Annotated in this window: 24 protein-coding genes and 1 pseudogene; 13 read left to right on the top strand and 12 right to left on the bottom strand. The window is 73.4% G+C overall.

Features of this window, described 5'->3' with window-relative positions:
• Positions 1–84: 84 nt before the first annotated feature.
• A complete protein-coding gene (locus tag ACFYO5_RS25965; protein ID WP_388712954.1) occupies positions 85–999 on the top strand; it encodes an oxidoreductase in 915 nt (304 codons plus the stop codon).
• 65 nt (positions 1,000–1,064) lie between these two features.
• On the opposite strand, the gene ACFYO5_RS25960 is transcribed toward ACFYO5_RS25965, so the two are convergent.
• Both ACFYO5_RS25960 and ACFYO5_RS25955 read right to left on the bottom strand, forming a co-directional pair.
• The gene (locus tag ACFYO5_RS25960) at positions 1,065–1,538 is read right to left on the bottom strand and encodes a carboxymuconolactone decarboxylase family protein (protein ID WP_356560909.1); all 474 of its coding nucleotides are present in this window, start codon (positions 1,536–1,538) and stop codon (positions 1,065–1,067) included.
• A 96-nt stretch (positions 1,539–1,634) separates the two neighbouring features.
• Positions 1,635–2,600: a helix-turn-helix domain-containing protein gene (locus ACFYO5_RS25955; protein WP_388712951.1), complete on the bottom strand. Its 966-nt coding sequence runs from the start codon at positions 2,598–2,600 to the stop codon at positions 1,635–1,637.
• Positions 2,601–2,716: 116 nt separating this feature from the next.
• On the opposite strand from ACFYO5_RS25955, the gene ACFYO5_RS25950 reads away from it, so the two are divergent.
• A complete protein-coding gene (locus ACFYO5_RS25950) occupies positions 2,717–3,808 on the top strand; it encodes a saccharopine dehydrogenase family protein (RefSeq protein ID WP_388712948.1) in 1,092 nt (363 codons plus the stop codon).
• Between the two features lie 262 nt (positions 3,809–4,070).
• Here the strand turns inward: ACFYO5_RS25950 and ACFYO5_RS25945 are convergent, their stop codons facing one another.
• Entirely contained in the window at positions 4,071–4,952 is an 882-nt protein-coding gene (locus ACFYO5_RS25945; protein ID WP_388712945.1) for an NAD(P)-dependent oxidoreductase, read from the bottom strand.
• 96 nt (positions 4,953–5,048) lie between these two features.
• Here ACFYO5_RS25945 and ACFYO5_RS25940 point away from each other — a divergent pair, with 96 nt between their 5' ends.
• Positions 5,049–5,423: a helix-turn-helix domain-containing protein gene (locus ACFYO5_RS25940; protein WP_356560901.1), complete on the top strand. Its 375-nt coding sequence runs from the start codon at positions 5,049–5,051 to the stop codon at positions 5,421–5,423.
• A 131-nt stretch (positions 5,424–5,554) separates the two neighbouring features.
• Here ACFYO5_RS25940 and ACFYO5_RS25935 read toward each other — a convergent pair whose 3' ends face one another.
• Together ACFYO5_RS25935 and ACFYO5_RS25930 are read right to left on the bottom strand one after the other, a co-directional pair.
• A complete protein-coding gene (locus tag ACFYO5_RS25935) occupies positions 5,555–6,247 on the bottom strand; it encodes a DUF6445 family protein (RefSeq protein ID WP_356560899.1) in 693 nt (230 codons plus the stop codon).
• A 109-nt stretch (positions 6,248–6,356) separates the two neighbouring features.
• A complete protein-coding gene (locus ACFYO5_RS25930; protein WP_388712941.1) occupies positions 6,357–6,887 on the bottom strand; it encodes an FxLYD domain-containing protein in 531 nt (176 codons plus the stop codon).
• 241 nt (positions 6,888–7,128) lie between these two features.
• Here ACFYO5_RS25930 and ACFYO5_RS25925 point away from each other — a divergent pair, with 241 nt between their 5' ends.
• Positions 7,129–7,629 (top strand): hypothetical protein, encoded by a 501-nt coding sequence (locus tag ACFYO5_RS25925; RefSeq protein ID WP_356560895.1) that lies wholly within the window; start codon positions 7,129–7,131, stop codon positions 7,627–7,629.
• Between the two features lie 80 nt (positions 7,630–7,709).
• On the opposite strand, the gene ACFYO5_RS25920 is transcribed toward ACFYO5_RS25925, so the two are convergent.
• The 3 genes from ACFYO5_RS25920 to ACFYO5_RS25910 form a co-directional block, all read right to left on the bottom strand.
• A complete protein-coding gene (locus ACFYO5_RS25920; protein ID WP_388712938.1) occupies positions 7,710–8,657 on the bottom strand; it encodes a M23 family metallopeptidase in 948 nt (315 codons plus the stop codon).
• 282 nt (positions 8,658–8,939) lie between these two features.
• Positions 8,940–9,902: a glycoside hydrolase family 26 protein gene (locus tag ACFYO5_RS25915; protein ID WP_388712935.1), complete on the bottom strand. Its 963-nt coding sequence runs from the start codon at positions 9,900–9,902 to the stop codon at positions 8,940–8,942.
• 90 nt (positions 9,903–9,992) lie between these two features.
• Positions 9,993–10,445 (bottom strand): GNAT family N-acetyltransferase, encoded by a 453-nt coding sequence (locus ACFYO5_RS25910; RefSeq protein ID WP_388712932.1) that lies wholly within the window; start codon positions 10,443–10,445, stop codon positions 9,993–9,995.
• Between the two features lie 237 nt (positions 10,446–10,682).
• On the opposite strand from ACFYO5_RS25910, the gene ACFYO5_RS25905 reads away from it, so the two are divergent.
• The 8 genes from ACFYO5_RS25905 to ACFYO5_RS25870 all read left to right on the top strand — a co-directional run bounded on the left by ACFYO5_RS25905 (position 10,683) and on the right by ACFYO5_RS25870 (position 21,798).
• Complete coding sequence (locus ACFYO5_RS25905) at positions 10,683–12,788, top strand: TerD family protein (RefSeq protein ID WP_388712929.1); 2,106 nt, start codon at positions 10,683–10,685, stop codon at positions 12,786–12,788.
• A 304-nt stretch (positions 12,789–13,092) separates the two neighbouring features.
• On the top strand, positions 13,093–14,805 hold the full coding sequence (locus tag ACFYO5_RS25900; protein ID WP_388712926.1) for a lysyl oxidase family protein: 1,713 nt from the start codon (positions 13,093–13,095) through the stop codon (positions 14,803–14,805).
• A 77-nt stretch (positions 14,806–14,882) separates the two neighbouring features.
• The gene (locus ACFYO5_RS25895) at positions 14,883–16,019 is read left to right on the top strand and encodes a hypothetical protein (protein WP_388712923.1); all 1,137 of its coding nucleotides are present in this window, start codon (positions 14,883–14,885) and stop codon (positions 16,017–16,019) included.
• A 765-nt stretch (positions 16,020–16,784) separates the two neighbouring features.
• Entirely contained in the window at positions 16,785–18,077 is a 1,293-nt protein-coding gene (locus ACFYO5_RS25890) for an LCP family protein (RefSeq protein ID WP_388712920.1), read from the top strand.
• A gap of 1,620 nt (positions 18,078–19,697) precedes the next feature.
• A complete protein-coding gene (locus ACFYO5_RS25885) occupies positions 19,698–20,030 on the top strand; it encodes a MerR family transcriptional regulator (RefSeq protein ID WP_356560883.1) in 333 nt (110 codons plus the stop codon).
• A gap of 62 nt (positions 20,031–20,092) precedes the next feature.
• Positions 20,093–20,887: a hemolysin III family protein gene (locus ACFYO5_RS25880; protein ID WP_388712916.1), complete on the top strand. Its 795-nt coding sequence runs from the start codon at positions 20,093–20,095 to the stop codon at positions 20,885–20,887.
• Positions 20,888–20,962: 75 nt separating this feature from the next.
• Positions 20,963–21,382 carry a hypothetical protein gene (locus ACFYO5_RS25875; protein WP_388712914.1) on the top strand — a complete coding sequence of 140 codons (420 nt, stop codon included), beginning with the start codon at positions 20,963–20,965 and terminating at the stop codon, positions 21,380–21,382.
• Positions 21,383–21,426: 44 nt separating this feature from the next.
• Positions 21,427–21,798: a DUF952 domain-containing protein gene (locus tag ACFYO5_RS25870; RefSeq protein WP_388712911.1), complete on the top strand. Its 372-nt coding sequence runs from the start codon at positions 21,427–21,429 to the stop codon at positions 21,796–21,798.
• Between the two features lie 102 nt (positions 21,799–21,900).
• On the opposite strand, the gene ACFYO5_RS25865 is transcribed toward ACFYO5_RS25870, so the two are convergent.
• On the bottom strand, positions 21,901–22,302 hold the full coding sequence (locus ACFYO5_RS25865; protein WP_388712908.1) for a luciferase family protein: 402 nt from the start codon (positions 22,300–22,302) through the stop codon (positions 21,901–21,903).
• Positions 22,303–22,829: 527 nt separating this feature from the next.
• Here ACFYO5_RS25865 and ACFYO5_RS25860 point away from each other — a divergent pair.
• The gene (locus ACFYO5_RS25860) at positions 22,830–22,976 is read left to right on the top strand and encodes a hypothetical protein (protein ID WP_388712905.1); all 147 of its coding nucleotides are present in this window, start codon (positions 22,830–22,832) and stop codon (positions 22,974–22,976) included.
• Between the two features lie 52 nt (positions 22,977–23,028).
• On the opposite strand, the gene ACFYO5_RS25855 is transcribed toward ACFYO5_RS25860, so the two are convergent.
• The 3 genes and pseudogenes from ACFYO5_RS25855 to ACFYO5_RS25845 all read right to left on the bottom strand — a co-directional run.
• A complete protein-coding gene (locus tag ACFYO5_RS25855) occupies positions 23,029–23,409 on the bottom strand; it encodes a hypothetical protein (RefSeq protein ID WP_356560873.1) in 381 nt (126 codons plus the stop codon).
• An 11-nt stretch (positions 23,410–23,420) separates the two neighbouring features.
• The gene (locus ACFYO5_RS25850) at positions 23,421–23,765 is read right to left on the bottom strand and encodes an antibiotic biosynthesis monooxygenase (RefSeq protein WP_356560871.1); all 345 of its coding nucleotides are present in this window, start codon (positions 23,763–23,765) and stop codon (positions 23,421–23,423) included.
• A gap of 588 nt (positions 23,766–24,353) precedes the next feature.
• Positions 24,354–24,698: pseudogene (locus ACFYO5_RS25845) on the bottom strand (MerR family transcriptional regulator); the annotation flags it as partial.
• Positions 24,699–24,892 lie beyond the last annotated feature (194 nt).

The raw sequence follows: 24,892 nt of genomic DNA, 5'->3' as shown, positions 1-24,892 counted from the left end.
CCCGATGTTGTCGCTGCCACTTTTGTTGGCAGCGACACCATTGTAGGCATTGTCATCATTGTTGGCGGCGTCTACATTGAGGTCATGGCAACTGACGTGAACAAGCGAGGGAACGCGACCCGCCTGCCCGACCTCACCGGCCGCACGGCCGTCGTGACCGGCGCCAACAGCGGCATCGGGCTCACCGCGGCGGACGCCCTGGCCCGCGCGGGCGCACACGTGGTGTTCGCCGTGCGGGACCTGGACCGCGGCCGTGCGGCGGCGGCGACCCTCACCGGCAGCACGGAGGTGCGCCGCCTCGACCTGGCGGACCTGTCCTCCGTGCGCGACTTCGCGGACGCCTGGCAGGGCCGCCCGCTGGACCTGCTGATCAACAACGCCGGCGTGATGATGCTCCCGCGGCGACGCACGCGGGACGGCTTCGAGATGCAGTTCGGCACCAACCACCTCGGCCACTTCGCGCTGACGAACCTGCTCCTGCCGTACGTCACCGACCGCGTCGTCACCGTCTCCTCCGGTGCGCATCGCTGGGGCAGGGCGACGATCCGCTTCGACGACCTGAACCTGGACGCGGACTACACGCCGCGCGCCGCCTACGCGCAGTCCAAACTGGCCAACCTCCTCTTCACCCTCGAACTCCAGCGCCGCCTCACGGAGTCGGGCTCCCGCGTCCGCGCCCTGGCCGCCCACCCGGGATACGCGGCCACCAACCTCCAGAGCCACGCGGCGAACCCCGTCGCCCGCGCCTTCATGCGCCTCGGCAACCGGTTCGTCGCCCAGGACGACCGGGCGGGCGCGCTGCCCACCCTGTACGCGGCGACGGCGGACCTCCCCGGCGCCGGCTACGTCGGCCCCGACGGCACGGCGGAGCTGCGGGGCGGCCCGACGCTGGTGGGACGTACGGCGGCGGCGAGCGACCCGGAGGCGGCGCGGCGGCTGTGGACGGTGTCGGAGGAACTGACGAAGGTCACCTTCCCGGCGGTACCCGCGGCTCGCTGACCGGGCGGGGCGCGAGCGTCGGCCCCGGCGGGGTCACCCGCCCGAGCCGACACCGGGATCCGACCTCAGTGGTACTGGCCCACCACGTAGTCCCCCGCCGGCTGCCGCGTCATCACGTTGCCGCGGTTGAAGGCGTTGATGAGGGCGATCTGGGCGACCAGCACGGCGAGTTGCTCCTCGTCGTAGTGCTTGGCGGCATTGGCCCAGACCTCGTCGGGGACGCCACCGGCCGCGTCGGCGATGCGCGTGCCCTCCTCCGCCAGTTCGAGGGCCGCGCGCTCGGCCTCCGTGAAGACCTTCGCCTCGCGCCAGGCCGCCACCAGGTGGAGGCGCTGCGCGGTCTCCCCGGCCGCCGCGGCGTCCTTGGTGTGCATGTCGATGCAGCCGGCGCAGCCGTTGATCTGGCTGGCGCGGAGCATCACCAGTTCGCGGGTCGCGGCGGGCACCGTCGACTCCCCGAGGGTCATGGCGGCGGCGACGATGTGCTTCATGACCTTGGCCGTGACGGGGCTGGCCATGAGGTTCAACCGGGCTTCCATGGTGGGCTCCTGTGTCGTCATGGGTGCGGTGCGTGTGCCCGCACCTCCTTGACCGGACAGCCCCCGCGATCCTGACATCAGGGACCGTGACCTAGGTCACCCGGTACGGAACGTGCGCCGGTACGTGTCCGGCGGGACGCCGATCGTGCGGTTGAAGTGCCGTCGCAGGGTCGCCGCCGTGCCCATGCCGGTGGCGGCGGCGATGGCGTCGACGCCGTGGTCCGTGGTCTCCAGCAACTCCTGGGCGCGTCGGATGCGTTGGGTGAGGAGCCACTGCAACGGGCTGGTGCCGGTCGCCGTACGGAAGTGCCGGCCGAGGTGCCGGGAACTCATCCCGGCCTGGCGGGCCAGGTCCTCCACGGTGAGCGGCCGGTCGAGGCGGTCGACGATCCAGGGGAGCAGCGCGGAGAGGGGATGGTCGTCCCGGTCGGGCACGGGCGCGGCGACGAACTGGGCCTGGCCGCCCGCCCGGTGGGGCGGTACGACGAGCCGGCGGGCCACCGAGTTGGCGACCGACGAGCCGTGGTCGAGGCGGACCAGGTGCAGGCACAGGTCGAGCGCGGCGGCCTTGCCGGCGGAGGTGAGGACGGTGCCGTTGTCGACGTAGAGGACGTCCGGGTCGACCTCGACCCGCGGGTGACGGGCGGCGAGGACGTCGGTGTGCGCCCAGTGGGTCGTGGCCCGCCTGCCGTCCAGGAGACCGGCCGCGGCCAGCACGAACGCCCCCGTGCACAGGGAGGCCACACGGGCCCCGGCCTCGTGGGCGGACCGCACCGCGTCGACCAGTTCCGCGGGCGGGGCCACGTCGACGTCCGCCCAGCCGGGCACGATCACGAGATCGGCGTACGGCAGCCGGTCGAGGCCCGCGTCGGGATCCAGCCGGAACCGGCCGACCCGCACCGCGTCCGTTCCGCACACCGAGAGGTCGTACCAGGGGACGGTCACGTCGACGGGCGCGAAGCCGAACACCTCGTAGGCGATGGCGACCTCGAAGTGCAGCATGCCGTCGGTGACGGCCAGCGCGACGGTGCCGCCGGGCCGCGACGCCTTCCCCACGTCCATGTCCGGAAGTGTACGGGGTGTGTCGTTCCGGACACTCGTGCGCCGGTCACCCGCGGGCGACGATGTGGGCACGGCACGGGGCGACGCGGAGAACGCCGCGGAGAACGGGGAGACTCATGGGATCGGCTCACACGGTGACGGTGTTCGGGGCGTACGGACACACCGGGCGGTTCGTGGTGGCGGAGCTGCTGGACCGGGGCTTCGTCCCGGTGCTCGCCGGCCGGGACGCCGCCAGGCTGCGGGAACTGGCGGCCTCGTCGCCCACCGGACTCGAGGTCCGCCCCGCCTCCGCCGAGGACCCGGCCTCGCTCGACCGCGCGCTGGCCGGTGCGGCGGCCGTCGTCAACTGCGCCGGGCCGTTCGCCACGACCGCCGGGCCGGTCGTCGAGGCGGCCCTGCGCGCAGGCGTCCCCTACGTCGACGTGGCGGCGGAGATCGAGGCCAACGTGGACACCTTCGCGCGGTACGGGGACCGCGCCCGCGCCGAGGGAGCGGTGATCCTCCCCGCGATGGCCTTCTTCGGCGGCCTCGGCGACCTGCTCGCCACCACCGCCATGGGCGACTGGACGGAGGCCGACGAGGCGCGCGTCGCCTACGGCCTCAGCGACTGGCACCCCACCGCCGGCACCCGCACCGCCGGGCAGGTCTCCCGTGCGCGCCGCGACGGCCGCCACGTCCGCTTCACGGGCGGGAGGCTGGAGTACCACGACGATGAACAGCCCTTGCTGGACTGGGAGTTCCCCGCCCCACTGGGGCGAAGGACCGTCGTCGACGAGTTCACCATGGCCGACGTCGTCACCCTCCCCAGCCACCTCCGCATCCCCGAGGTGCGCACCGCGATGGCGCTGGACGCGGCCAGGGACCTGGCGTCCCCGGACACCCCGGCGCCGACCGCCGTCGACGAGCGCGGCCGGTCCGCGCAGACCTTCCTCGTCGACGTCGTCGTCCGCTCCGGCACCACCGAGCGGCGGGCCGTGGCGGGCGGCCAGGACATCTACGCCGTCACCGCCCCGCTCGTGGTGGAGGCGGTGCACCGCATCCTCACCGGCCGCACCAGGACGACCGGCGTCGCCTCCGCCGGCGCCCTCTTCGACGCCGCCGACCTGCTGCGATCCCTGTCGGCGCACCTCACCCTCGACGTGGGCGAGAGGGCCGTGCCCGCCACGGGCCAGGTCCGCGTCGCCGGGCGCGCCCAGGGAGAGTGGTGAACGCGCCGGACAGGCGTTCGTCGAGGACCGGGACCAGCACGGTCGCTTCCGGGGCGGCAGGTGGCGGCCGGTCAGCCCGGGGCGGGAGGTGGCGGCCGGTGGGCTCGCGGCGGCAGGTGGCGGCCGGTCAGCCCGGGGCGGCCGGTGGGCTCGCGGCGGGAAGTGGCGGCCGGGCGGCCGGTGAGCCCGGGACGCGACGTGGCGGCCGGTCAGTCCGCAGCGGCAAGTGGCGGCCGGTGGGCTTGCGGCGGGAGGTGGCCGGTCAGCGCAGCAGCAGGTCGATCACGCCCGTCAGGCCCTCCTCGCCGCTGCCCTGGGCCAGACGGCGCCGCATCAGCTCGAAGTAGGGGCTGAGCAGTTCCGCGCTGACCCCCTGCTGCTCCGCGGTGCTCAGGAAGGTCGGAATGCCGGCCACCTGCATGCCGAGGTGGGAGACGACACCCTCGGTGTAGTCACCGCTGCGCAGTTGGCCGGCGGTCTGGTGAACGGCCGGAGCCATCGCGGTGAGCCAGTCGCCGAGCAGCGAGGCGAACGCCGCGGGGTCGATGTCCTCCTTGCGGATCAGGGCGAAGGCGTGCGCGGACCCGGCGAACATCCCGTACATGGCGCTGAGCAGGGCCACGTCGTGCAGGGCCGCGAAACCCGCGTCCTCGCCGACGTAGGTGGTGCCGACCGGGACGCCCAGGGTCCGCCGGTGCCGCTCGAACAGCTCCGGCGATCCGCTGTAGAGGATGTGGCCGCCGGCCTCCGGGACTCCGACCATCACAGGCACGGCCATGATCCCGCCGTCCAGGTAGCGGGCGCCGCGCTCCCGGGCCCACTCGGCGCGGGCGCGGGCCTGGGCGGGGGTGCTGGTGGTCAGGTTGACCAGGTCCCGGCCGGTCAGGTCGGCGTCGGCCAGCACATCGCCGACCGAGGCGTCGTCCAACAGACAGACGACTACCAGGGTGTTCGCCGCGACCGCCTCAGCGGCGGTGTCCGCGGCCACGGCCCCCTCGGCGGCGAGCGCCGTGGCGCGGGCCGGGGTGCGGTTCCAGACGGTGAGCGGGTGGCCGGCGGCAAGCCAGGTACGGGCCAGGGCGGTCCCCATCGCGCCGAGCCCCAGCAGGGTGACGGGGGTCTTCTCAACAGTGTCGTGTGCCATGTCGCTTAGGCTGGTCACCAGTCCGGGGATGATCAAGTACGCACTTGGCAGTGGGTGGTTACCCCCGGGTGAGTGAGCACGTCGGGAGGGTGGGGCATGACGACGCTGAACCGACCGGGCACATCGGACGGACACGTCTGCGGGATCGACACCGCGATGGAGGTGATCGGCGGCAAGTGGAAGGTGCTGATCCTCTGGGCGCTCCACGAGCACCCCTGCCGTCGCTTCGGCGAGCTGCGCCGGCTGGTGCCGGGGATCACCGAGAAGGTGCTGGCCTCCCACCTGCGTGAGCTGGAGGCGGACGGTGTCGTGCACCGCGTCTCCTACGACGAGGTACCGCCCCGCGTCGAGTACTCACTGACCGAGGACGGCAAGCGCCTCAACGACGCGCTCCAGCCGCTGGCCGACTGGGGTCGCGAGCGGCCGACCGGTCCCGGACGGGAGCGGGAGGCAGGCCGGGGCCTGTCGTGAACGTGCCGGCCACGGCCGTTCGCCGAGGGCCGCGACCACCGCGCGTCCGTCAGGCCTGCACGAGCCGCGGCGCCCGACCGTCCACACCCAGGATCCACTGGCAGAACTGACCTCAGGCCATCCAGCCGACCTCAGGCCATCCAGAAGAAGACGGCCGTCATCCGCTTCTCCTCCAGGGTCGTCCCGCAGTAACCGGTGGCGCTGTGCACGAGGTTGGCGTTGTAGAGCAGCAGCCGGTTGTACCTGTGCGGCACGCGTACGTCCTCCTCGAAGGCGTCGGGTGCGACGAAGCGGGTGCCGAGCGCGTCGACGAGGCTGTTGTGCGGGGCCCCCACGACGTTCCCGCCGAGCCGGCCGCCGGGCAGGGACTGGCGGTAGAAGCTGGTCCCGCAGTCCTTGGGGGCGGCCGGGTTCAGATACAGCACGGCGGCGTACCGGCACAGGGAGCGGGAGTCGGTGTGCGGACGGGGCGTGCTCTCGCCCTCCCCCACGACCTGCACGCAGTTGTGGTTGAGGGTGCCACCGCCGGGCGTGCGCCGCACCCACAGTTCCCTGGCGCCGGTCGCCTCCCTCACCGCCCGTTCCACGCGGGCGAGTTCGGCCGGTTCGAGGCCCGGCATGGCCCGCAGTCCCGGCCAGGCCTGCGAGGTGTACGGATACCCCCGCACCCAGTCGTCCTTGCCCAGGCACCGCTCACGCACGGCGTCGACGTCGGGCAGGACGTCGTCGATCAGCCAGTAGTCGCGCCCCTTGACGGGCTTGCGGTAGGGCAGCACGGGAAGCGGGGCCCGCACGGGCTGTGCCGGCCGCTGTGGCATGGACATGCACCCGAATCTAGGCCGGGTCCGGGTCAGGACTCGCCCGCGAAGCGGTATGGACTGAGACGGCAACCGGTCAACGCGCGGTCAACGACCAGGGGTGCGCCGAGACGCCTCAGTACCGCACCGCCCGCGCCACCTCCGCCTTCACCTCGCCCGGGAGCCGGTGGCCGCTGCGGGCCGTCGCCGTACCGGATGCTCCGGCCGGGACGTCGGAGACGGTGACGAGGACGGTGTCCAGCCGTGTGCCGTCCTGGTCGGTGAAATCGACCTGGACGGAGAAGGACCTCGTCGTGGAGTCGGTGTTGGTGGCGGTCACCTCGGTCGTGGTGCGGTCGCCGTCCGTCTTCGCTCCACCAACCTTCACGTCGTCCGCCGCCTCGGTCCCGCCCTTGATCCCGTCGAGCCTGCGGCCCGCCTCCGCGGTCGCCGAGGCCAAGCCCTCCGTGGCCCGCGAGGCGAGGGAGGACGCGGCGGCGGTGGCCCGGTCGCGGGCCGATTCCGCCGCGGACGCGGCCCGGCTCGCCACGCCCGACGGGCTGTCCCCGTCCGAGCAGCCGGTGAGAAGGGTGAGAGCGACGAGCGCGGCGGCACAAGCCGTGGCCGGCACGGCTGCTCCGGACGGGCGGGTGCGGTGGACGGGCATGGTGCCTCCGGCATCGGGGGTCTGGGCTCGGCGGTCAGGGCGTCTGGCTCGGCGGTCAGGGGCAGGTCGGGGGCGGGAGAAGTCGGGTGCCGGGGATCGGCGGGTCCTGCCTCCAGTGAAGGTGCGTCCGTCGGGCCGCGCACGCCGGCTCACCCGCACGGCCCAGTTCCCGTGGTGGTGACCGTCATCCGGACGGAAGGTCGGAGGAACGCAACACTCGGCAGAGAGGCGGGGTACGGACATGACTGACGCGTCGCAGCCCGGTAATCGGGAGGGCTCCCCCGTCTGGGACCCCTCGCACCAGGGCACCGGCCCCTCCCGTCCGGCCGGCCGGTCACCGGGACCATCCGCCCACGGCGGCTGGGTCGCCGGCGGAACCACCTTCGCGGGCGTGCTGATGCTGGTCAACGGCATCCTCGCCATCCTCCAGGGCATCGCCGCGATCTCCGAGGACGACGTGTACGGCCGGATCGGCGACTACGTCTACAAGATCAACCTGACCGGCTGGGGCTGGATCCTGCTGATCGTCGGAGTGGTGGCCGCGGTGGCCGGCTGGGGCATCCTCCAGGGTGCGGCCTGGGCCCGTGTCACCGGCATCCTCCTCGCCTCCGTCAGCCTCATCCTCCAGTTCCTGTTCCTGCCGTACGCCCCCGTCTGGTCGATCGTCCTGATCGCGATCGACGTCTTCGTCATCTGGGCCCTGGCGGCACACCGGCCGACGGCCGCGGAGCACGGGGCGTGACGGAGGTCCCGGCGGTCGCGGGGCCGTGGCGCGCCCTTCTCCCGCGTACGGCCGACGGGCGGGCACGGCGGCGGCGGCCGTCACCCGCCGACCTCGACCGACTTCCTCCGCAGCCACGGCAGGGGTGACACCGCCGACCCCATGTACGGCGTGATGCGCACCTCGAAGTGGAGGTGGGGGCCGGTGACGTTCCCGGTCGCGCCGGCGAGGCCGAGGCGCTGTCCCGCCGCGACCCGTCCGCCCTTGCGGACGTCGATGCGGGACAGGTGGGCGTACTGCGTGAAGTAACCGTCGGGGTGGCGCACGACGACCTGGTTGCCGAAGCCGTCGCCGCAGGTCGTGGCGCGGACGGTGCCGGGTCCGACGGCGTACACGGGGGTCCCGCTGGGCACGGCGAAGTCCTGGCCGGTGTGCCGGTGGGACCAGTGCGCGCCGCGCGCCGCGTAGCCGGCGGAGAGCCGGTAGCGGCGGGTCGGCGCCGTCCAGACCCCGCCGCGGCCCTCGGGCGCGCGGGCGCGGGCGCGGGCGGCCGGGCAGCGGCCCGCGCGTCCGAAGGGGTCGACGGCGACGGGATCGCCCGCGTCCCGGGCCACCGCCCACAGGGCGTCCCACAGCCCGGCGCGGATGGCTTTGCGGCGGCGTTCGGCGGCTCTGACCTCGGTGGAACGGGCGTCCCGCGCGCGCAGCCGGTCGACGCGGGCACGGGCCTTCTCATGGGCCCGGACGGCCCGAGCGGTCTCCTTGCGGAACGCGTCGCTCCGGGCCCTGGCGGGGGTCGCGGAGTGCAGGTGGGTGTGGTTCCCGGCCCTGGCGGGGGTCGCGGTGTGCGGATGGGCACGGTTCCCGGCTCCGGCGGGTGTCGCGGTGTTCGGATGGGTCCGGTTCCCGGCTCCGGCGGGCATCGCCGTGAGCGCGACCAGTACGCCCGCGATCAGTACCGCCGCCAGGGCGGAGGGGAGGGCGGCCAAGGACTTCCGCGCGGGAGCGAGGCACGTCCGCGGGAGGCGCGCGTGGTGTTCTCGTCGCATCCTGGGATCATCGGACCGGCGGTCGCGGCAGCCGGGACGGCACGCCCGGGGCAGAGCCGGTTCAGCCGAACGGACCTGCCACCACCGGGCCACCGCCCTGGGCTACCACCAGGCCACCACCCCGGGCTACCACCGGGCCACCGCTTTGGGCTACCACCGGCCGACCACCCCGGCCCCCCGCCCTGAGCCACTACCGGGCCCCCTGGCCCACCGCTCAGGCCACCGCCCCCGGTGGAGGGGACCTGCCGCCGCACCACCGCCGTCCGGTGAACCGCCGGCCCGCTACCGTGCGACGGCCGCCCGGTAGACGGCCGACGCCCGCGGGTTGTCCCGGCACCGCCACACGCCGTGCGGGCAGTAGTCGGTGATGGTCTGGTACAGCGGCCGCTGCCGTGCGAACCAGCCGAGCATGCCCCGCACATAGGCGGCGTTGTCGCCGTTGCGGAACAGCCCCCACTCCGGGTACGACACCGGCTTGGCGTGTTCCGCCGCGAACCGCACGTGCGCCGCGAGCCCGTACGGCTCGGCGACCTGCTCCTCGAACGACATGCCCGCGGGCTGGTCGTAGGCGTCCATGCCGACGATGTCGACGTGGGCGTCACCGGGGTAGCAGTCCGGCCACGGGACGGCGTCGCGCCCCCGGCTCGGCGTGAACTCGAACCGGAACCGCTGCCCCGGCACCGACCGCATCGCCGTCACGATCCGCGCCCAGTACGCCTTCCAGGCGCCGGGATCGGGCCCGCAGCGGTGGGTGTAGGTGATCCCGTTCATCTCCCAGCCGACGACGAGCACCGTGTCCGGCACGCCGAGGCCGACCAGCCGTCGCCCGAGCGCCCGGAAGTGGCCGTCGTACGCGCCGCGCGCACCCGCGCGCAGCTCCTCCCGCACGACGCCGTCGGGCAGACGCTCCTCGGTGCGCTCCAGCATCGGCACGTTCAGCACGAACATCCGGTCCGCGCGGTCCGTCCGCCACCGCGCCCAGTGGTCCAGATATCCGGGCGCCCCCTCGATGTTGCTCCAGCGGTCCCCGGGCAGGTACGCCCGCCCGACCCGGGGCGTCGCGGCCCCCAGCCACCCGTCCAGTCCCGCGATCCGCCGCACCCCGCCGGCGTCGTACCCGACGTACGCCCCGAACGCCCCCACGGGCACCGGCGGCCCGCCCCCGAGCGGCACGCAGGCGGGCCAGGCGACCAGAGCGACGGCGGTGAGGACCGCGCCGAGAACCACACGAAGGAGCCGAGACACCGGCTCATGATGACGACCGCGGCCGCACCGGCGGGCGGAACCCGCCACGCGGCACCCGGACGGGGACGGAGCCGGAGAGCAGTTCGGGCGTCAGCGCCGGATCCCGGCCGGCTCCCGCACCAGGAACACGTCGACGGCATCCTCCCGCTCCAGCACGAACCCGTGCCGCTCGTAGAGCCGGCGGGCCGGGCTGCCCCGCAGGACGTCGAGGCGCAGCCGGACGGAGTCACGGTCGGCCTCGCCGAGGAACCGGCCGAGCACGGCCGAACCGATACCGCGTCCCTGCGCGTGCGGCGCGAGATAGAAGTGCTCCAGCCGGCGCGCGTCGCCCTCCGGCCGCAACGCCACACACCCGGCGAAGACGCCATCGACCTCGATGACCCACGTGTGCGCGGCGACGAACCCGTCCCGCAACCGCCGGCGCACCCGCCGCTCGTCGAACCGCCCCAGCCGCTCCAGATCCGCCCGCAACACCACGGCCCGCAACTCGGCGACGGCCTCGACATCCGCCCGGACGGCGGGCCGCAGACTCCACTCGTGCACACGCCGATGCTATGACCGCCCCGGTGACCGGGTGATCCGCAGCTCACCCGGCGGCGCCCGGCGGGCGTGCGGCACCGCCCGCCCTCGCGGGGGCCTTTCCGGGGGATCGCCCCTCAGTGCGCCTTTCGGCACTACAGTTCCCCCTGCGATGCACTGTGTCGCACGTCACGCAGGTGGGGCGTGGTGGGCGGGCGAAAGGGCTTTCGAGCGCTCGCCGCCCGTGGGCTGGGGGGTTTCATGCACGAGATGGTCAAAGGCGCCAACGTAGGGCTGTCGGCGCTCAGCGAGGACGTCGACGCGGTGATCGTGAGCCTGGGGTGGGCGAGCCCGACCGGCGAAGGGGACGCGGACGTGTCGGTCCTCCTGCTCGACGGGCACGGGAAGGTCCGCAGCGACGCCGACTTCTACTTCTACAACAACCCCGTCGCCGCGGACGGAAGCGTGCAGTTGCTGGGCAAGGCGCCGGCCGGTGAGGGCAGCGAGGACCGGATCGGCTTCGACCTGACGGCGATCCCGGCCGACGTGGAACGGGTCGTCGTCGCCGCGAGCCGCTACGAGGGCGCCCGCTTCGGCGAGCTGGACGACCTCCGGGTCATCCTGACCGACGGGTCCGGGGAGCACCTCCTCCGGTTCGCGATCGACGACGCCGGCTCGGTGAGCGCGTTCATCTTCGGAGAGCTGTACCGGCGCGCGGAGGAATGGAAGTTCCGGGCGGTCGGACAGGGCTACGACTCCGGGCTGGCCGGGCTCGCGGCCGACTTCGGCGTCGACATCGACGACGCCTCCGACGACGCCCTCGATGAGGCCTCCGACGACGACGCCGCCGACCGGGACGCGGCCGACGAGGTCCCCGACGGCGCGACGGCGACCGGCGTGGCCCCGGCCGCTCCGGCCGCCCCGGCCCTCCCGGTCGCCGTCGAGAGGGTGCCGGATACCGATACCGCCCTCCCCGCGGTGCCCGCTCCGCGCCGGGCCGCGGACGACGCGGAGCCGGGCAAGGCCCTCGCGCGGCCCCGTACGGCCAAGAAGAAGGTCACGCTGCCGAAGGCGGTGAAAAAGTCCCTCGCGGAGAACGAGTCCTGGAAGCAGGCCCGCCTCTTCCCGGTGTCCGCGCTCAAGAGCGACCGCGACCGTGAGACGCGGGCGACGTCCGTGCTGCTCTCGGTGATGGCGCAGGTTCCGGAGTTCGGCAGACGCCTCACCGCGGGCTTCGGCGCCCCGGCCGGCCGCATGGAGACGTTCACCGAGGTGTCGCTGCCGCACGGCGACAACCCGCGCCGCCCGGACGGCGTGATCAGGGTCGAGCGGGCGGGCAGGCTCTGGACCGCGCTGGTCGAGACGAAGACCAACGGCAACGCGCTCAGGTCCGAACAGGTGCAGGCCTACATGGACATCGCCGCGCGGCGCGGCTACGAGGCCGTCATCACGCTCTCCAACGACGTCGCGCTCGAAGGCAGCCCGCTGGTGGACGTCAAGATCGACGGACGGCGTAAGCACAAGGTGGCGCTCCGCCATCTCTCCTGGGCCGAGGTGGCCCACCACGCACAGCTGCTCATCCGGCACGAGGGTGTCGGCAACAGGGCGCACGCCTGGCTTCTCGAGGAGCTGCTGCACTACCTCCAGCACGACAACTCGGGCTGCCACGGCTTCCAGAACATGGGCTCGGCCTGGGTGCCCGTACGCAGGGGCATCGACGACGAGACCCTCTGCCAGGGCGACCCGCGGGCGCTGGAGGTCGTGGAGAGCTGGGAGCGGCTGATCCGCCAGGTGTCGCTGGGGCTCGGCGGCGACCTGGGCCAGAAGGTGCTGCCCGTCCAGCGCGCCCGGCGCGGCACCGACCCCGCGGACCGGCGGGCCAGGATGGCCGAACAGCTCTGCGCAGAGGGGAAGTTGGAGGCGGAGCTGCGCATCGAGGAGGCGCCGGGGGCGCTGGTCGTCGGCGCCGACCTGCGGACCGGCAGGCTGCGCACGTCCATCGAGGTCCCGGCGCCCACGCAGGGCTATCCGCTGACCTGGGCCAAGCGGCTCGTGCGGCGGATGGCGGAGGCACCGGCCGACCTCCATGTGGAGACCCTGGTCGAGGACGGGGCGGGCGGCCCACGCGGCACCCTGGAGAAGCTCCGCCCGGAACCGGCGGACCTCCTGCCCAGGAACGGCGCGAAGATCACCGGCTTCCGCCTCACCCTCATCAAGAGCATGGGCAGCGGGCGCGGCAACGCGGAGTCCGGCTTCATCCGCAGTGTCGACGACGCCGTGCAGCGCTTCCACGGCACGGTCGTCGTCCACCTGGAACGCCCGGCCTCGCGTACGGCCCCCGCGACGGAGGGCGCGGTCACGGGCTGACCGGGCGACCGGACGAGCCGAAGGGAGAGGTCGACAGGCCGACGGGTCGACAGGTCGGATGGGACGGACAGACGGACTGACCCAACCGACGGACCGGCCGGGCAGGTCCGGAAGGTCGCCGGTCCGGCCGGTCGCCGGTTCGGGTGAAGTTCCGATCAACAGGCAACCTGCGTAACGGGTTTACCTCTCTCACAGGGTGCTCACAGGCTTTCCCGGGACGCGTGGGGTGCGTTCGCACGGTGGGTGGGCCCGCGGGTTGTCCAGTCCGATGCCACTGACCATGGCACTCGCAGACGAGGAACCGATGACCAGTCAGCCAGACCGCAGGAATCTGAAGCGCGCGGCGTTCGCCGCGGGGGCCGCGCTCGCCGTCGTCGCCGTCGCCGGGGCCGCTCCCGGCGCCGGCGCCGCACCGCAGGCGAAGCCCGGGGTGCCGCAGCTCAAGCTGATCGCCGCGTCGAAGTCCGTGACGCTCGACCGGTGGGACTGGGAGGGGGAGCCCCCCGGGGTCCACCTGGACCTGGGCACCTACATCCAGGTGGAGAACGCGCCGCTGGAACTCAAGGTGACGCGCAAGTCGTACAGCACGCCCGTCGTGGCGCAGCAGATCCTGCGCGACGGGACGAAGGTGACGACCAAGGCGCTGCCCGCCGGGCTCGTGCAGGACTTCAGCGGGCTGCCCGGCTTCCTGGAGGTGTCCGTCACGGACGCCGCGGGGAAGGAGGTGGTCGCCACCAAGGGCAACTTCTGCCCCAACAACGCCTCCGGCCGGGTCCGTCCGGACGCCCCGGCCACCTCGCACTATCCGGAGAGCTGCCCCACCAACCCCTTCACCCTGGGATCGGTGTGGGGTGTCGAGAAGGGCTGGGCCGCCAACTCCAGCACCGTCGACTACGACAAGCCCGTCGACCTCCCGGCGGGCGAGTACACCGCCAAGGTGGCGGTGGCGAAGAAGTACAGGGACCTGTTCGGCATCCCCGACGAGCGGCCGACCGTGAAGGTGACGGTCCGCCAGCAGACCGGCGGGGGCGGTGAGGGCGGCGGCGCCGGGCTGCGGTCCTCCGCCGCACACGGGCAGCACTCCGGGCACGGGGGAGACTCCGCGCACGGGGAGCACGCGGCCCACGCCTCCGGCGGGCACCACTACGGTCCCCGCGGCGCCGACGCCCCCACCCCGCCCGCCCTCTCCCACGCCATGGAGGACCGGGGCCTCGCCCACCACCTCGGTGACGGCGCCGGACACACCGACGGCTCCCGTGTCGCGCCCGCGCTCACGCCCAACGCCAAGGCGCCCACCGGCCGCGCGAGCGTCCCGGCGAACGTGCCCAAGCCCGACCTGCGCTCCCTGCCGGCCTGGGACATCGCCGTCACCGACGGCGAGGACGGCGACGTGGCGGGCAAGGACTACCTCGCCTTCAGCGCGAACGTCTGGAACGCCGGGCCCGCCCCGCTCGTCGTCGACGGCTTCCGCAGCCCCGGCGAGGACCTCATGGACGCCTACCAGTACTTCTACGACGCCGACGGCAAGCAGGTCGGCTACACCCCCACCGGCACCATGGAGTGGGACCCGCGCATCGGCCACGAGCACTGGCACTTCACCGACTTCGCCAGCTACCGGCTGCTCAGCGCGGACAGGTCCAAGGAGGTCCGCAGCGGCAAGGAGGCGTTCTGCCTCGCCAACACCGACGCCGTCGACTACACGGTGAAGAACGCCAACTGGCACCCCTTCAACACCGACCTGTCGACCGCCTGCGGCCAGCAGAACTCCATCTCCGTGCGCGAGGTCCTCGACGTCGGCTCCGGTGACACGTACACCCAGTACCGTCCCGGCCAGTCCTTCGACATCACCGACCTGGCGAACGGCACGTACTACATCGAGGTCCTCGCCAACCCGGCCAACCGCCTCCAGGAGACGAACCTCAAGAACAACGTCTCCCTGCGCAAGGTCGTCCTCGGCGGTACCCCCGGCGCCCGCACGGTGTCGGTCCCGCCGTACGAGCTGATCAACACCCCGTAGCCGAAAAGGCGTTGGCGGTCGCTCCCCCGTGATGGGCATGATCCGGTCATGAGCCTGACCCGGGGGACCACGACACCATGACGACCGCCACACCTGGCGTCGGCGCCTACGACCGGCCGCCCTACCGCCTGCCCGACGCCCCGGCCCGTGCGAACGGGCCGGGAGCGTGGGCGCTCGACGTGCTCCTGCCGTGGCGCCTCGCCCAGCGGATCTACGGACCGTTCCGCGTGTTCCGCTTCAGCGCGGCCGACGCCGTCGGGCTCGCCGCACCCGGTCAGCCGGTCGCCACCGTCCTGGCCGAGCAGGCCGCCGACCCGCTCATCGAGCGGCTGATGCTGCCACGCGCGCTGCTCGGCCTGGGCGCCCTCTTCCTCGTCATCCGCCTGTTCACCGGGGGCGGTCTCTTCGAACCGCTCGGGCAGGCCCTCGGCGACAGCGTGCTGATGCTGGCCACCGGCCCCGTCGCCCTGCTCCTGGCCTGCGTGCCGCTCGTCGCCGTCGCCCACCCCGGCACCCGCCTGACGGTGGCACGCCTGTGCGCCCGGCCCCTGCTGACCGCGCTCGTCACGACCGCCTTCTGCGGCCTCTTCGTGCTCTGGGCGGTCCACGGCTACGACTACCGACCGGACCGGACCGGCTGGCTGGTCCTGGCGGTGCTGTTCGGACCGTGGCTGACGGTGTTCTTCGGTTCCGTGCTCTTCCTGATCCACCGCAACGCCTTCGGCGTCGGCGGCCATCCCCTCGTCCGCCCCCTGACCTGCGTGCCGCTCGTCTGGCTCACGGCGATCGCGCACTCCGTCCTCATCGACGCCGTCGAGGCCTACCCGGGCGCCCGGCCCACCCCGGCCTACCTCGTCGCCCTGTTCGCGGGCCCGGTCGGCGTGACCGTCACCGCCGCCGTCGAGGTCGTCCTGCTGCGCCGCCGCCACGGGGTCGGCTTCCGCGGCCCCCTCCCGCACCGGCGGCCCCCGGCGCCGCGCCCGCCCACGCTCCCCCCGGCCCTCGTCGCCCGGCTGCGGGCCGACCTGACGCACGGCCTCGCCCACCACTGGCCGCGGTACGTCGACCGCGAAGGCGTCGTCTGGGCCCTGACGCCGGCCGTGCACGAGGGCCATCGGGTGCTGTGGCCGTACGTGCCCGCCTTCACCGAGCGGACCCGGCCCGCGCCCTGGCCGGAGGTCGAGGCCGCGGCGGGGCCGCTGCGGCCGAGGTGACACCGCCGGCCGCGTTCACCGCCCGTCCGCATCCCGTCCGCGTCGGAGGACCCCGGCGCGGGGGCCGGGGCGCGGGGGCCGGGGCGCTCCTGGGCGGGCCGCGCGAGTCCTCCGCGAGCGGGAGGCAGCCCCGCCGCCTCGGACTCGGCGACCCTGAGATCCGCGCCCGCCGGAGCGCTCAGGTGCGGCTCGCGGCCGTTCGGACGGCGACCGGTATCACCCTTCCGGAAAGGGGAGTTACCCGGCGAGCGGGCCGGGGCCGAGGTGATCGCCGCGCCGGACCGGGCCGGTTGACCAGGGCAGGCCGACTCCGCCCGCGCCGTCGACGACCAACGCGCCCCGCGGGCACCGCGATACCGGCCCCTCACAAGTCCACGGTCCACGGCTGCCGTGGCCGGCCGACCGCCGCACTCACGGGGACTGCCGGGCGACGGGCACGTCGGCCACGTCGGGCAGGACGGGCAACCCTTGGGCCCTCCCGTGAGTCTGGTGAGTCGTCAGGGGTCTCCGGGACGTATGTCTACCTGCATGTAGGGTTTCGTCGTCCACGGACGATCCAGCACCGGACGATCCGAGCACGGTGTACGGGGTGAAGAACGGCCGAGGCGGAGGCGAGCGCCGGTGAGCGGGACGAGAAGGCGTGGACGTACTCCGGTGGAGGCGACCGGCCGCGGTGGCAGGGTGAGGCAGGGCGGCGGCAGGGGCGGAGCCCCCGGCAGGACGCGGCTCACACGGCGCGGACGGTTCCTCGTCTGGGGCGCCGGGGTGACCTCCGTGGTCGTCCTCGGCATCGGCGGTGTCGGCGCCTGGGTCTACAACGACCTGAACAACAACATCGACTCCGCCGACGTGGACGACAAGCTGGGCGGCGACCGGCCGGAGAACCTCAGTCCGGGTTCGAAGAACATCATGGTCGTCGGCTCCGACAGCCGGGACGGCGCGAACGCCAAGTACGGCAAGGACCTGACCACCATGCAGTCGGACACGCTGATGGTGCTGCACATCCCGGCCAACCGGAAATGGGCCGCGGTGGTGTCCTTCCCGCGCGACTCCTGGGTGGACATACCCTCCTGCGAGATGGGCGACGGCAAGACGTCCACCCCGCACAAGGCCAAGATCAACGAGGCGTTCGCCATCGGCGGCAGCAGCGGCAAGGTCGCCGAGGCCGCCGCGTGCAGCATCAAGACCGTCGAGGCCCACACCGGCCTGCGCATCGACCACTTCATGTCGGTCGACTTCTCCGGCTTCAAGGGCATGGTCGACGCCCTGGGCGGCATCGAGGTCTGCCCGAAGGAGCCCATCAAGTCCGACAAGGCCAAGCTGGAGATGGACGCCGGCTGCCAGAACGTCGGCGGCGAGAAGGCCCTCGGCTACGTCCGCGTCCGCTACGGCGTGGGCGACAACTCCGACATCGGCCGCATCGGCCGCCAGCAGGAGTTCATGAACGCCCTCGCGGAGAAGGCGCAGTCGAAGCTGACCAGCCCCGACGCCCTGTACGGCTTCCTCCAGTCCGCCACCAAGTCGCTGACCACGGACCCGGATCTGGCGGGCATCAAGCAGATCTACGGGCTGGCCGACGAACTCAAGGGCATCCCCAGCGACCGGCTGGCCTTCCTCACCGTGCCCAACTACCCGCGTGAGGCGGACGTCCCCGCGGACCGGGCCAACGTCGTCTGGCAGTACCCGCAGGCCGCGAACCTGTTCACCGCCCTGGCCAGGGACAAGGAGACGACCAAGGCCCAGCTCCAGGCCGCCGCCAAGGATCTGGTCTACGCCTCCCAGGTCAGCGTCCGGGTGCTCAACGGCACGGGACGGTCCGGGCGCGCCGCCGCCGTCGCCGAGAAACTGCGCACCATGGGCTTCACGGTGAGCGGTACCGGCAACGCCCCGGCCACGGTGACCAGTACGTCCGTCAGCTACCCGGCCGGGCTGGAGAAGCAGGCGGCGGTACTGTCCTCACGGCTGCCGAAGACACGGTCGGCCGCGGCGGCGGACGCGCAGGCGGGTGTCGTCACGCTGGTCGTCGGACCGGACCTGGACGTCGACGAGATGGGCTGACGGAGCCCGCACCGGGCCGAGTTGGCGAGGCGCGGGTCTCCGTGTAGCATTGATCTTGAGCTGGTCGCCACAACAGCGGCGAATCGGTTCTGCGTTGGTCGTCCAAGGAAAGACGCCCCACTTCCTGTGGGGAGATGCAGGTGCAAGGCCTGCCCGGCGCTCCAGCGAACGAGTCCCATCCCGCGTCGAGCGGGGTGGGACTCGTTCTTTTGCCGGCCTGATGTCGGCCTGCCGTCGGCCGAGAAGAGGATCGGGGCGGGCGCCCGCGAGGTGGCCGCCCCCTACGCCGCTCCCAACGCCGTCCGGAAGCGCTCCGCCGGCGCTCGTCGGCCGCCGGACCCGCTCCCCGCGACGCCCGCTCGCCCGCTCGCCCGCCGAGGCGCCGTACGCCGCCGCCGGGGGCGAACGGAGTGAACCGGGCCTCCCCGCCCCGCCGGGACGGAGCACCCACCCTCCGCCGGCCACCCGCGCCCCCTCGGCGCACGGTGTCCACACCCTGTGGACGAGCGAGGCCGCGGCCCCCGACCCGAACGGGCGACCGCCCGCCCGCCCCGCGCGGCGCCCTGGAGGCCGTCCCGCGCCTTCCCGCCCACGCCTCGCCGCCCGCTCTCCCCGCCCCGCGCGGCGCTCCGGAGGCCGTCCCGCGCCTCCCCGTCCCGCGTCCCCCGGCCCCGCGTCCCCCGGCCCCGCGTCCCAGGCCGGTGGGCACGCGTCGCGCCCGGCAGCGGGCGGGGCGGGTGTCGCCGTGACCGGCCGACGGCCGGCCGACGTGGCGCTGTCGGCTTCCACGGTTGTTCGACGCCGATTACCTCATCGTCGAACGCGCGGAAATCTATGGTGGCCGGAGTAGACATTGGGTCGTGGGGTGGTTATGGTTTCTCTCGTAGCCAAGAGGAACCGAAGGGCCCGGCAGACATGAACTGCCGGGCGGCAGTACCGCAGTTGCAGTGCGCAGGACGGTTCGGTGGTGGAGTTTCGAAGCCAGGCTTGTTGCAGGACGGCGACGGGACTGACGACCGGACCGGGTGGCCCGCAGTGATCAGGGGCCGCCGTGAGCAGGACCGCGATGGACGCGGTGCAGTACCCAGCAGTGAAGTGAGTGAGCGGTACCTCGGTGAAGGCGTCGGCTGCGGGCGCGCGCACCGGGAGGTCCGGCAGTGGGGTTCCAAGCCAGAGCAGACGCAGGACGGGCGACGGGGCTGGCTGTCGGAGAGTAAAAGTGGCGCTGTCACAGGCCACCAGCGGTTCGCAGTACAAGAAGTACCAGCAGTACGCATCACCAGCAGTTCGCATCACCAGCAGTTCGCAGTACAGCAGTACCAGCAGTACGCAGTCCCCCGTTTGGCAAGTAGTTGATCACTGAGGGATGAACGGAGGAGCCGAAGCGCCATCAGGATCGCCCGGGGCGGAAGTACAGGACCCGGGTACCGCAGGACATCGATAGTGAGGTGGTCTCCGGTCGAGCAACCGCGATCCCAGCATCCCCGACAGCATTCCGGTCGGGTCTGCGGAAACAGAAGGCCGGCGCAGCATGAGGGCCGGCAGATGGTGTAGTAGTTCCTTCGGGCCCTGGCGCCGCACGGCGCCAGGGCCCTCCACGCGTTCCGTAGAGAGGTGCAAGTGACAGCAGACGATTCGTACGACCGTCTCGACGACGACGACTATCCCGCCTACACCATGGGCCGGGCCGCCGAGATGCTCGGCACCACCCAGGGCTTCCTGCGCGCCATCGGGGAAGCCCGCCTCATCACCCCGCTGCGCTCCGCGGGCGGACACCGCCGCTACTCCCGGTACCAGCTGCGCATCGCCGCCCGCGCCCGGGAACTCGTCGACCGCGGCACCCCCATCGAGGCCGCCTGCCGCATCATCATCCTCGAGGACCAGCTCGAAGACGCCCAGCGCATCAACGCCGAATACCGCCGCACCGCATCCCGGCACGCGGCGGGCATCTGACGCACAGGCCGCGGCGCCGCGCCGGGCCGCCATCCACCGCCGAGACCCCAGAATACGAGCGCATGATCGCCGAAGATTCTCAGCCGCCGTCACCAGGACGGGAGTCCCAGACCCGCTCCGGCACCACCTCCGCCCCCGCGCACGCCCCGGCGGACGATGTGCCCGCCGGCACGACCGGCCGGCTGACCGCGGCGGCCGGCCTGGAGAGCGGGGTGGAGCGCGCGGCGGCCGCGCTGAAGCCGAGGATGCGCGGCTGGCTGCACGCCGGCGTGTTCCCCCTCGCGCTGGTCGGTGGCATCGTCCTGATCGCCCTCTCCCGCTCGACCGCGGCGGTGCTGGCCTGCTCGGTGTACGCGGTCTCGGCCTGCCTGCTGTTCGGCACCAGCGCGGTCTACCACCGCGGAACGTGGGGGCCGCGCGGTGAGGCGGTCCTGCGGCGGATGGACCACGCCAACATCTTCCTGATCATCGCCGGCACCTACACCCCGCTGGCGGTACTGCTGCTGTCCGCGGGCCAGCAACGGCTCCTGTTGGCCGCGGTGTGGGCCGGGGCACTGGCCGGCATCGCCTTCCGCATCCTGTGGATCGGGGCCCCCCGGTGGCTGTACACCCCCTGCTACATCGCGCTGGGCTGGGTGGCCGTCTTCTACCTGCCCGAGTTCGCCCGCACCGGCGGCACCGCGGTCGCCGTACTCGTCATCGCCGGCGGTCTGCTCTACACCGCGGGCGCCGTCGTCTACGGACTCAAGCGCCCCGACCCCTCACCGGCCTGGTTCGGCTTCCACGAGGTCTTCCACGCCATGACCATCGCCGCCTTCGCCGCGCACTACACGGCCATCCTCCTGGCGGCCGGCTGACCGCGTCCAGGGCCTGAGCGCGGGACGCGGCGCGCCGCGTCGCCCGTCCCGCGCCGCCCACGTCCGGGGAGGGACATGACCGCCCACCGAAGCGGGACCGAGCTCGGCCACAGCGGCCCCGACGGCACGGTCCGGACCGCCGGCGCGGGCCGCCGTACGGGCCCCGCCCGCCGTGTCCTCGCGCCACTGCTGGTGAACCTGCTCATCGGCGTACCGACAGCCGTCCTCGTGGCCTGCGCCCGCTGGTACGCCGAGCACGGGCACTGCGAGTACGCGGACCTGGGCCGCCGCGACCTGGACCAGTGCACGTACGACCAGATCGAGAGCAGTGGCTTCGTGCTGTTCGGCCTGATCACCTCGGCCCTGCTGGTGGTGGGCCTGATCGTGGTCCTCGACGTGGTGAGACCACTGACGGCCGGCCGCCCGGTCACGTACCGCCTGCTGACCCTCCCCGCGGCGCTGCTGCCGTACGCGCTGCTCCTGACGGCCGCATGAGCGGGCCGGGTCCGGCCGGCCGGCCGCCGGGATATAACCGAACGATGATCTATCACCTCGTGCCGAAGGCGGTCTGGGACGTCCGCCCCGACCGCCCCTACGCGCCCGCCTCCCTCGACCAGGACGGCTTCACGCACTGTTCGCCCGACGAGGAGACGACGCTGGCCGTCGCCAACGCCTTCTACCGCACGGCCCCCCGGCCGCTGCTGGCGATCCTCCTCGACGAGAACCGCCTGACCGCCCGCTGCGCGTGGGAGGCGGCGGCCCCGGCCCCGCCCCCCGGCGTCCCCGACTCCACCCTGTTCCCCCACGTCTACGGCCCCCTCGACCGCACCGCGGTCACCCGGGTCCTGGAGGTCCACTGGGACGAGGACGGCCGGGCGAGGGGACTGGCCCCGTCGGAAACGCGCCCCTGAGCACCGCGGGCACGCCCGGCGCCACCACCCACGGCACCGGCGTCCCGCCGGTGCCCCGAACGCCCTCCGCGGGGCGGGACGTCGGCTCGACGCAGCCGTGTCTCAGCGGTCGTGCGGATCGTCGCGCGGCACCAGCGTGACGCGGTGCAGGTTGCACGTGGAGGGGGACGGCGCGGGGGCAAGGACCGGGCCCTGGGACAGGTGGGCCTTGAGGGCGACGCTGACCAGGCTCATCAGCAGGTCCACGTCGGTGTCGCAGTCGAGGTGGACGGTGACCCAGCGGGAACCGGGCACCACCCGCACCGCGGTCGACTCCATCAGGTCCGCGTGGATCCGCCGGATGGCCGGGACGGTCAGGTGCAGGTCCGCGTCCCGGCCGGAGTGGAAGTGGAGTATCTCGCTGTGGGCGGAGCGCAACGCCCGTCCCGCGCCGCAACTGGCCTGCCCCGTGCTGAGGTCGGGCCAGACTTCCAGTCGCTCCATGGCGCGCTCGGCCAGAGTCATGCGGCCATGGTCGCTCGCACACCGCCCGGCCACCAGGGGTTGAGGGAAACGTAACCGGGGCGTGAGAAGACCCCCGCGCGCCGTACGTTCCCTGTGACGCTCCGTCACCCCAGGTGCGCCGACCGACCGCCGGTACGCGCCGGCCGCGACCCGGACGGCACCCTCGCCGACCGTGTCGGACGCGCCGGAGGGTTCCTCGGGGACGCGCTCCGGCTCGGGGGGACCCAGGACCTCCGGGGCCCGCCGGGGACGGACACCTGGGAACGGCGGCCGCCCGGCAGGACGGCGGCCGGGAGCGTGACGTGACCGGACGGCGCGCCGGACCCGCGCGAGCGGTCGCGACGCCCCCTGGACGGGCCGCCGCCCCCGGCGGTGACCCCGCTCGCCGGGATCGCGGCGGCCGGAGACCGAGGCGACCCGGCCGCGCCACGCGGGACCCCGCACTGGTGCGGCACGCGCCGCCGCGGCCCACCGCCCCGGCCGGTCCGCCGGCCGCCCCGCCCGATCCCTTCCCACGGGAGGCGCGGGTGCGGGCGGCCACCGGCCCGCGTACGCCGGGCGGCGCCAGCCTCCGGGACACCCTCGCGGGCGAACCGGGCGAACCGGGCGAACCGGGCGACAAGGTGCGGAAGGCGGTGGACGGGGCGGAGGCGGTGGACGCGGTGGAGGCGTGACGAGGGGAGCGGGCGACAGGCGCCAGGGGGCCTGCCGCCTCTCACCACGTCCTCACTGGTCCGAATACCCGATGTCCCCGACCGTCCACGCGCTCACGTCCTCCAGGGCGACGCGGTACATGCCGCCCGTGTCGGGGATGCCGAAGTTCCCCTGGAGGATCCGTGCGACGTGGAAATGCAGATGGGTGGGCCGGCCGGCCCGCGGTTCGGGTGGTGTGCCGGTGTCCTCCGGGCGGGTGAACACCGAGGAGAACGCCCCGAGTTGATCGGAGGCCTCGAGTACCTCCGCAACCCTCTGCTTCCACAGCGTCTCCGGTGCGAGCCGGCCCGTGATCACGGCTCCGGGAATCACCACGGTGAGGGACATCCGACTGTTGTGCTCCGACTCCACCCTTGCGGCGATGTCGACGAGCAGGTCATCAGCGTGCGCCATGAGTGAGGAGCCTACTCGGTGCCGGCTCCGCTCTGCCCGGGAGCCGCCTGCTGGACCACCTCGAAGGACCACAGCGTGGCACCCGAAGCGGCTGGTTTCGGCCGTTCGGCGCCCTCTGCACCGCCGCCTCCGTGAGCCGCCCGCCCCTGTCCGGACACCCAGTTCTGGAAGTCCTCCTCGGTGCGCCAGCGCGTGTAGACGAGGTAGGTGTCGGTGCCCTCCACCGGGCGCAGCAGCTCGAACCACTCGAACCCGTCCGAGTTCTCGACCGCGCCCGCCCGCGCGGCGAACCGCTTCTCCAACGTCTCGCGCTGCTCCTCGGGGACGGTCAGCACATTGATCTTGACGATGCTCATGCGCCCATTGTCCGCCGTCCACGGAGTGGACGCGCACCGGCCGGACGACCCCGGCCGGTCACGGAAGCGACACCGTCTTCGTACGGCTGCGGCGGCTCAGGGGCCGGCCTGCGCCTGGAACTGCTCGTGCCGATGATCACGGAGGTCGTGGCACCGCCGTACCACCGGGCCCTCCGCGACGGCACCGACTCCCGCCGGCCTCGGACGTCACCGGCCGCGTCCTCGCCGACGAACGGACAGCGCCACGTGCCCTTCCGCTGCGAGCGGCCGCGCACCTGCCGCGCGGAGCCGCCCCGCCCGACCCGGCGCGCCCCGTGATGGCGTCCCGGCGGCTGCTCCCGCTCGCGGCCTCGCTGGTCGTCGCCGCCGACCGAGGGCCGGGACTGCGCCGGCTCGGCCTCGGACACCGGCGCTTCGTGGCGGACGTCATGGCCCCACCCGACGAGGTGGTCTGCGCGGTGCTCGCACCGGTCAGCCGGAACCCCGGCCCGAACCGGAACCCGCGTGCGAAGCCGCGTGGGAGTCCCCGCGGGAATGCGCGCGGGAGTGGGCAGGCGCATCCGCGGGCGAACCGGCATACGCATCCGCAGCCGAACCCGCCGGGGAGTCCGGCACATCGCTCGCGGCCCGGCGGAACTCGGCGTTGATCCGCCGGGCCTCCTCGAGCTGGTCCTCCAGGATGACGATGCGGCACGCGGCATCGATCGGGGTGCCCTTGTCGACCAGCTCGCGGGCGCGGGCGGCGATCCGCAGCTGGTAGCGCGAGTACCGGCGGTGCCCGCCCTCCGAGCGGAGCGGACTGATCAGGCGGGCCTCCCCGATGGCCCGGAGGAAACCGGGGGTGGTGCCGAGCATCTCGGCCGCCCGGCCCATCGAGTACGCCGGGTAGTCGTCGTCGTCCAGACGACCGCTGAGCGGGTTGTCTGCTGTCATGTCACCTCGTTGATCGCGCGTAGCGGGGACCCTGCCGCCGTCCGGCACCCGGGCCCCTGAGGAGATTCAACACTGTCCGCGGGTGTTCCCGCCGTCCCGGTCCGCCGTTACGGGTACCCCGCCCGCCTGTCGCCCGCGTCGCACCACCCCCGGCCCGGCATGCGGAAGGGCCCCGCCGGCATCCGTCGACGGGG

It is taken from the genome of Streptomyces sp. NPDC006259 (genome assembly GCF_042870975.1).
In the GTDB taxonomy this organism is placed as follows: domain Bacteria; phylum Actinomycetota; class Actinomycetes; order Streptomycetales; family Streptomycetaceae; genus Streptomyces.
Note: the sequence above shows the minus strand (reverse complement) of the source record. Positions and strands in the feature narration are given on the sequence as shown.

Coding starts and splice junctions, on each gene's coding strand:
- ACFYO5_RS25965 (WP_388712954.1), top strand. CDS start 85: ATGGCAACTGACGTGAACAAGCGAGGGAACGCGACCCGCCTGCCCGAC.
- ACFYO5_RS25960 (WP_356560909.1), bottom strand. CDS start 1,538: ATGGAAGCCCGGTTGAACCTCATGGCCAGCCCCGTCACGGCCAAGGTC.
- ACFYO5_RS25955 (WP_388712951.1), bottom strand. CDS start 2,600: ATGGACGTGGGGAAGGCGTCGCGGCCCGGCGGCACCGTCGCGCTGGCC.
- ACFYO5_RS25950 (WP_388712948.1), top strand. CDS start 2,717: ATGGGATCGGCTCACACGGTGACGGTGTTCGGGGCGTACGGACACACC.
- ACFYO5_RS25945 (WP_388712945.1), bottom strand. CDS start 4,952: ATGGCACACGACACTGTTGAGAAGACCCCCGTCACCCTGCTGGGGCTC.
- ACFYO5_RS25940 (WP_356560901.1), top strand. CDS start 5,049: ATGACGACGCTGAACCGACCGGGCACATCGGACGGACACGTCTGCGGG.
- ACFYO5_RS25935 (WP_356560899.1), bottom strand. CDS start 6,247: ATGTCCATGCCACAGCGGCCGGCACAGCCCGTGCGGGCCCCGCTTCCC.
- ACFYO5_RS25930 (WP_388712941.1), bottom strand. CDS start 6,887: ATGCCCGTCCACCGCACCCGCCCGTCCGGAGCAGCCGTGCCGGCCACG.
- ACFYO5_RS25925 (WP_356560895.1), top strand. CDS start 7,129: ATGACTGACGCGTCGCAGCCCGGTAATCGGGAGGGCTCCCCCGTCTGG.
- ACFYO5_RS25920 (WP_388712938.1), bottom strand. CDS start 8,657: ATGCGACGAGAACACCACGCGCGCCTCCCGCGGACGTGCCTCGCTCCC.
- ACFYO5_RS25905 (WP_388712929.1), top strand. CDS start 10,683: ATGCACGAGATGGTCAAAGGCGCCAACGTAGGGCTGTCGGCGCTCAGC.
- ACFYO5_RS25900 (WP_388712926.1), top strand. CDS start 13,093: ATGACCAGTCAGCCAGACCGCAGGAATCTGAAGCGCGCGGCGTTCGCC.
- ACFYO5_RS25895 (WP_388712923.1), top strand. CDS start 14,883: ATGACGACCGCCACACCTGGCGTCGGCGCCTACGACCGGCCGCCCTAC.
- ACFYO5_RS25880 (WP_388712916.1), top strand. CDS start 20,093: ATGATCGCCGAAGATTCTCAGCCGCCGTCACCAGGACGGGAGTCCCAG.
- ACFYO5_RS25875 (WP_388712914.1), top strand. CDS start 20,963: ATGACCGCCCACCGAAGCGGGACCGAGCTCGGCCACAGCGGCCCCGAC.
- ACFYO5_RS25870 (WP_388712911.1), top strand. CDS start 21,427: ATGATCTATCACCTCGTGCCGAAGGCGGTCTGGGACGTCCGCCCCGAC.
- ACFYO5_RS25865 (WP_388712908.1), bottom strand. CDS start 22,302: ATGACTCTGGCCGAGCGCGCCATGGAGCGACTGGAAGTCTGGCCCGAC.
- ACFYO5_RS25855 (WP_356560873.1), bottom strand. CDS start 23,409: ATGGCGCACGCTGATGACCTGCTCGTCGACATCGCCGCAAGGGTGGAG.
- ACFYO5_RS25850 (WP_356560871.1), bottom strand. CDS start 23,765: ATGAGCATCGTCAAGATCAATGTGCTGACCGTCCCCGAGGAGCAGCGC.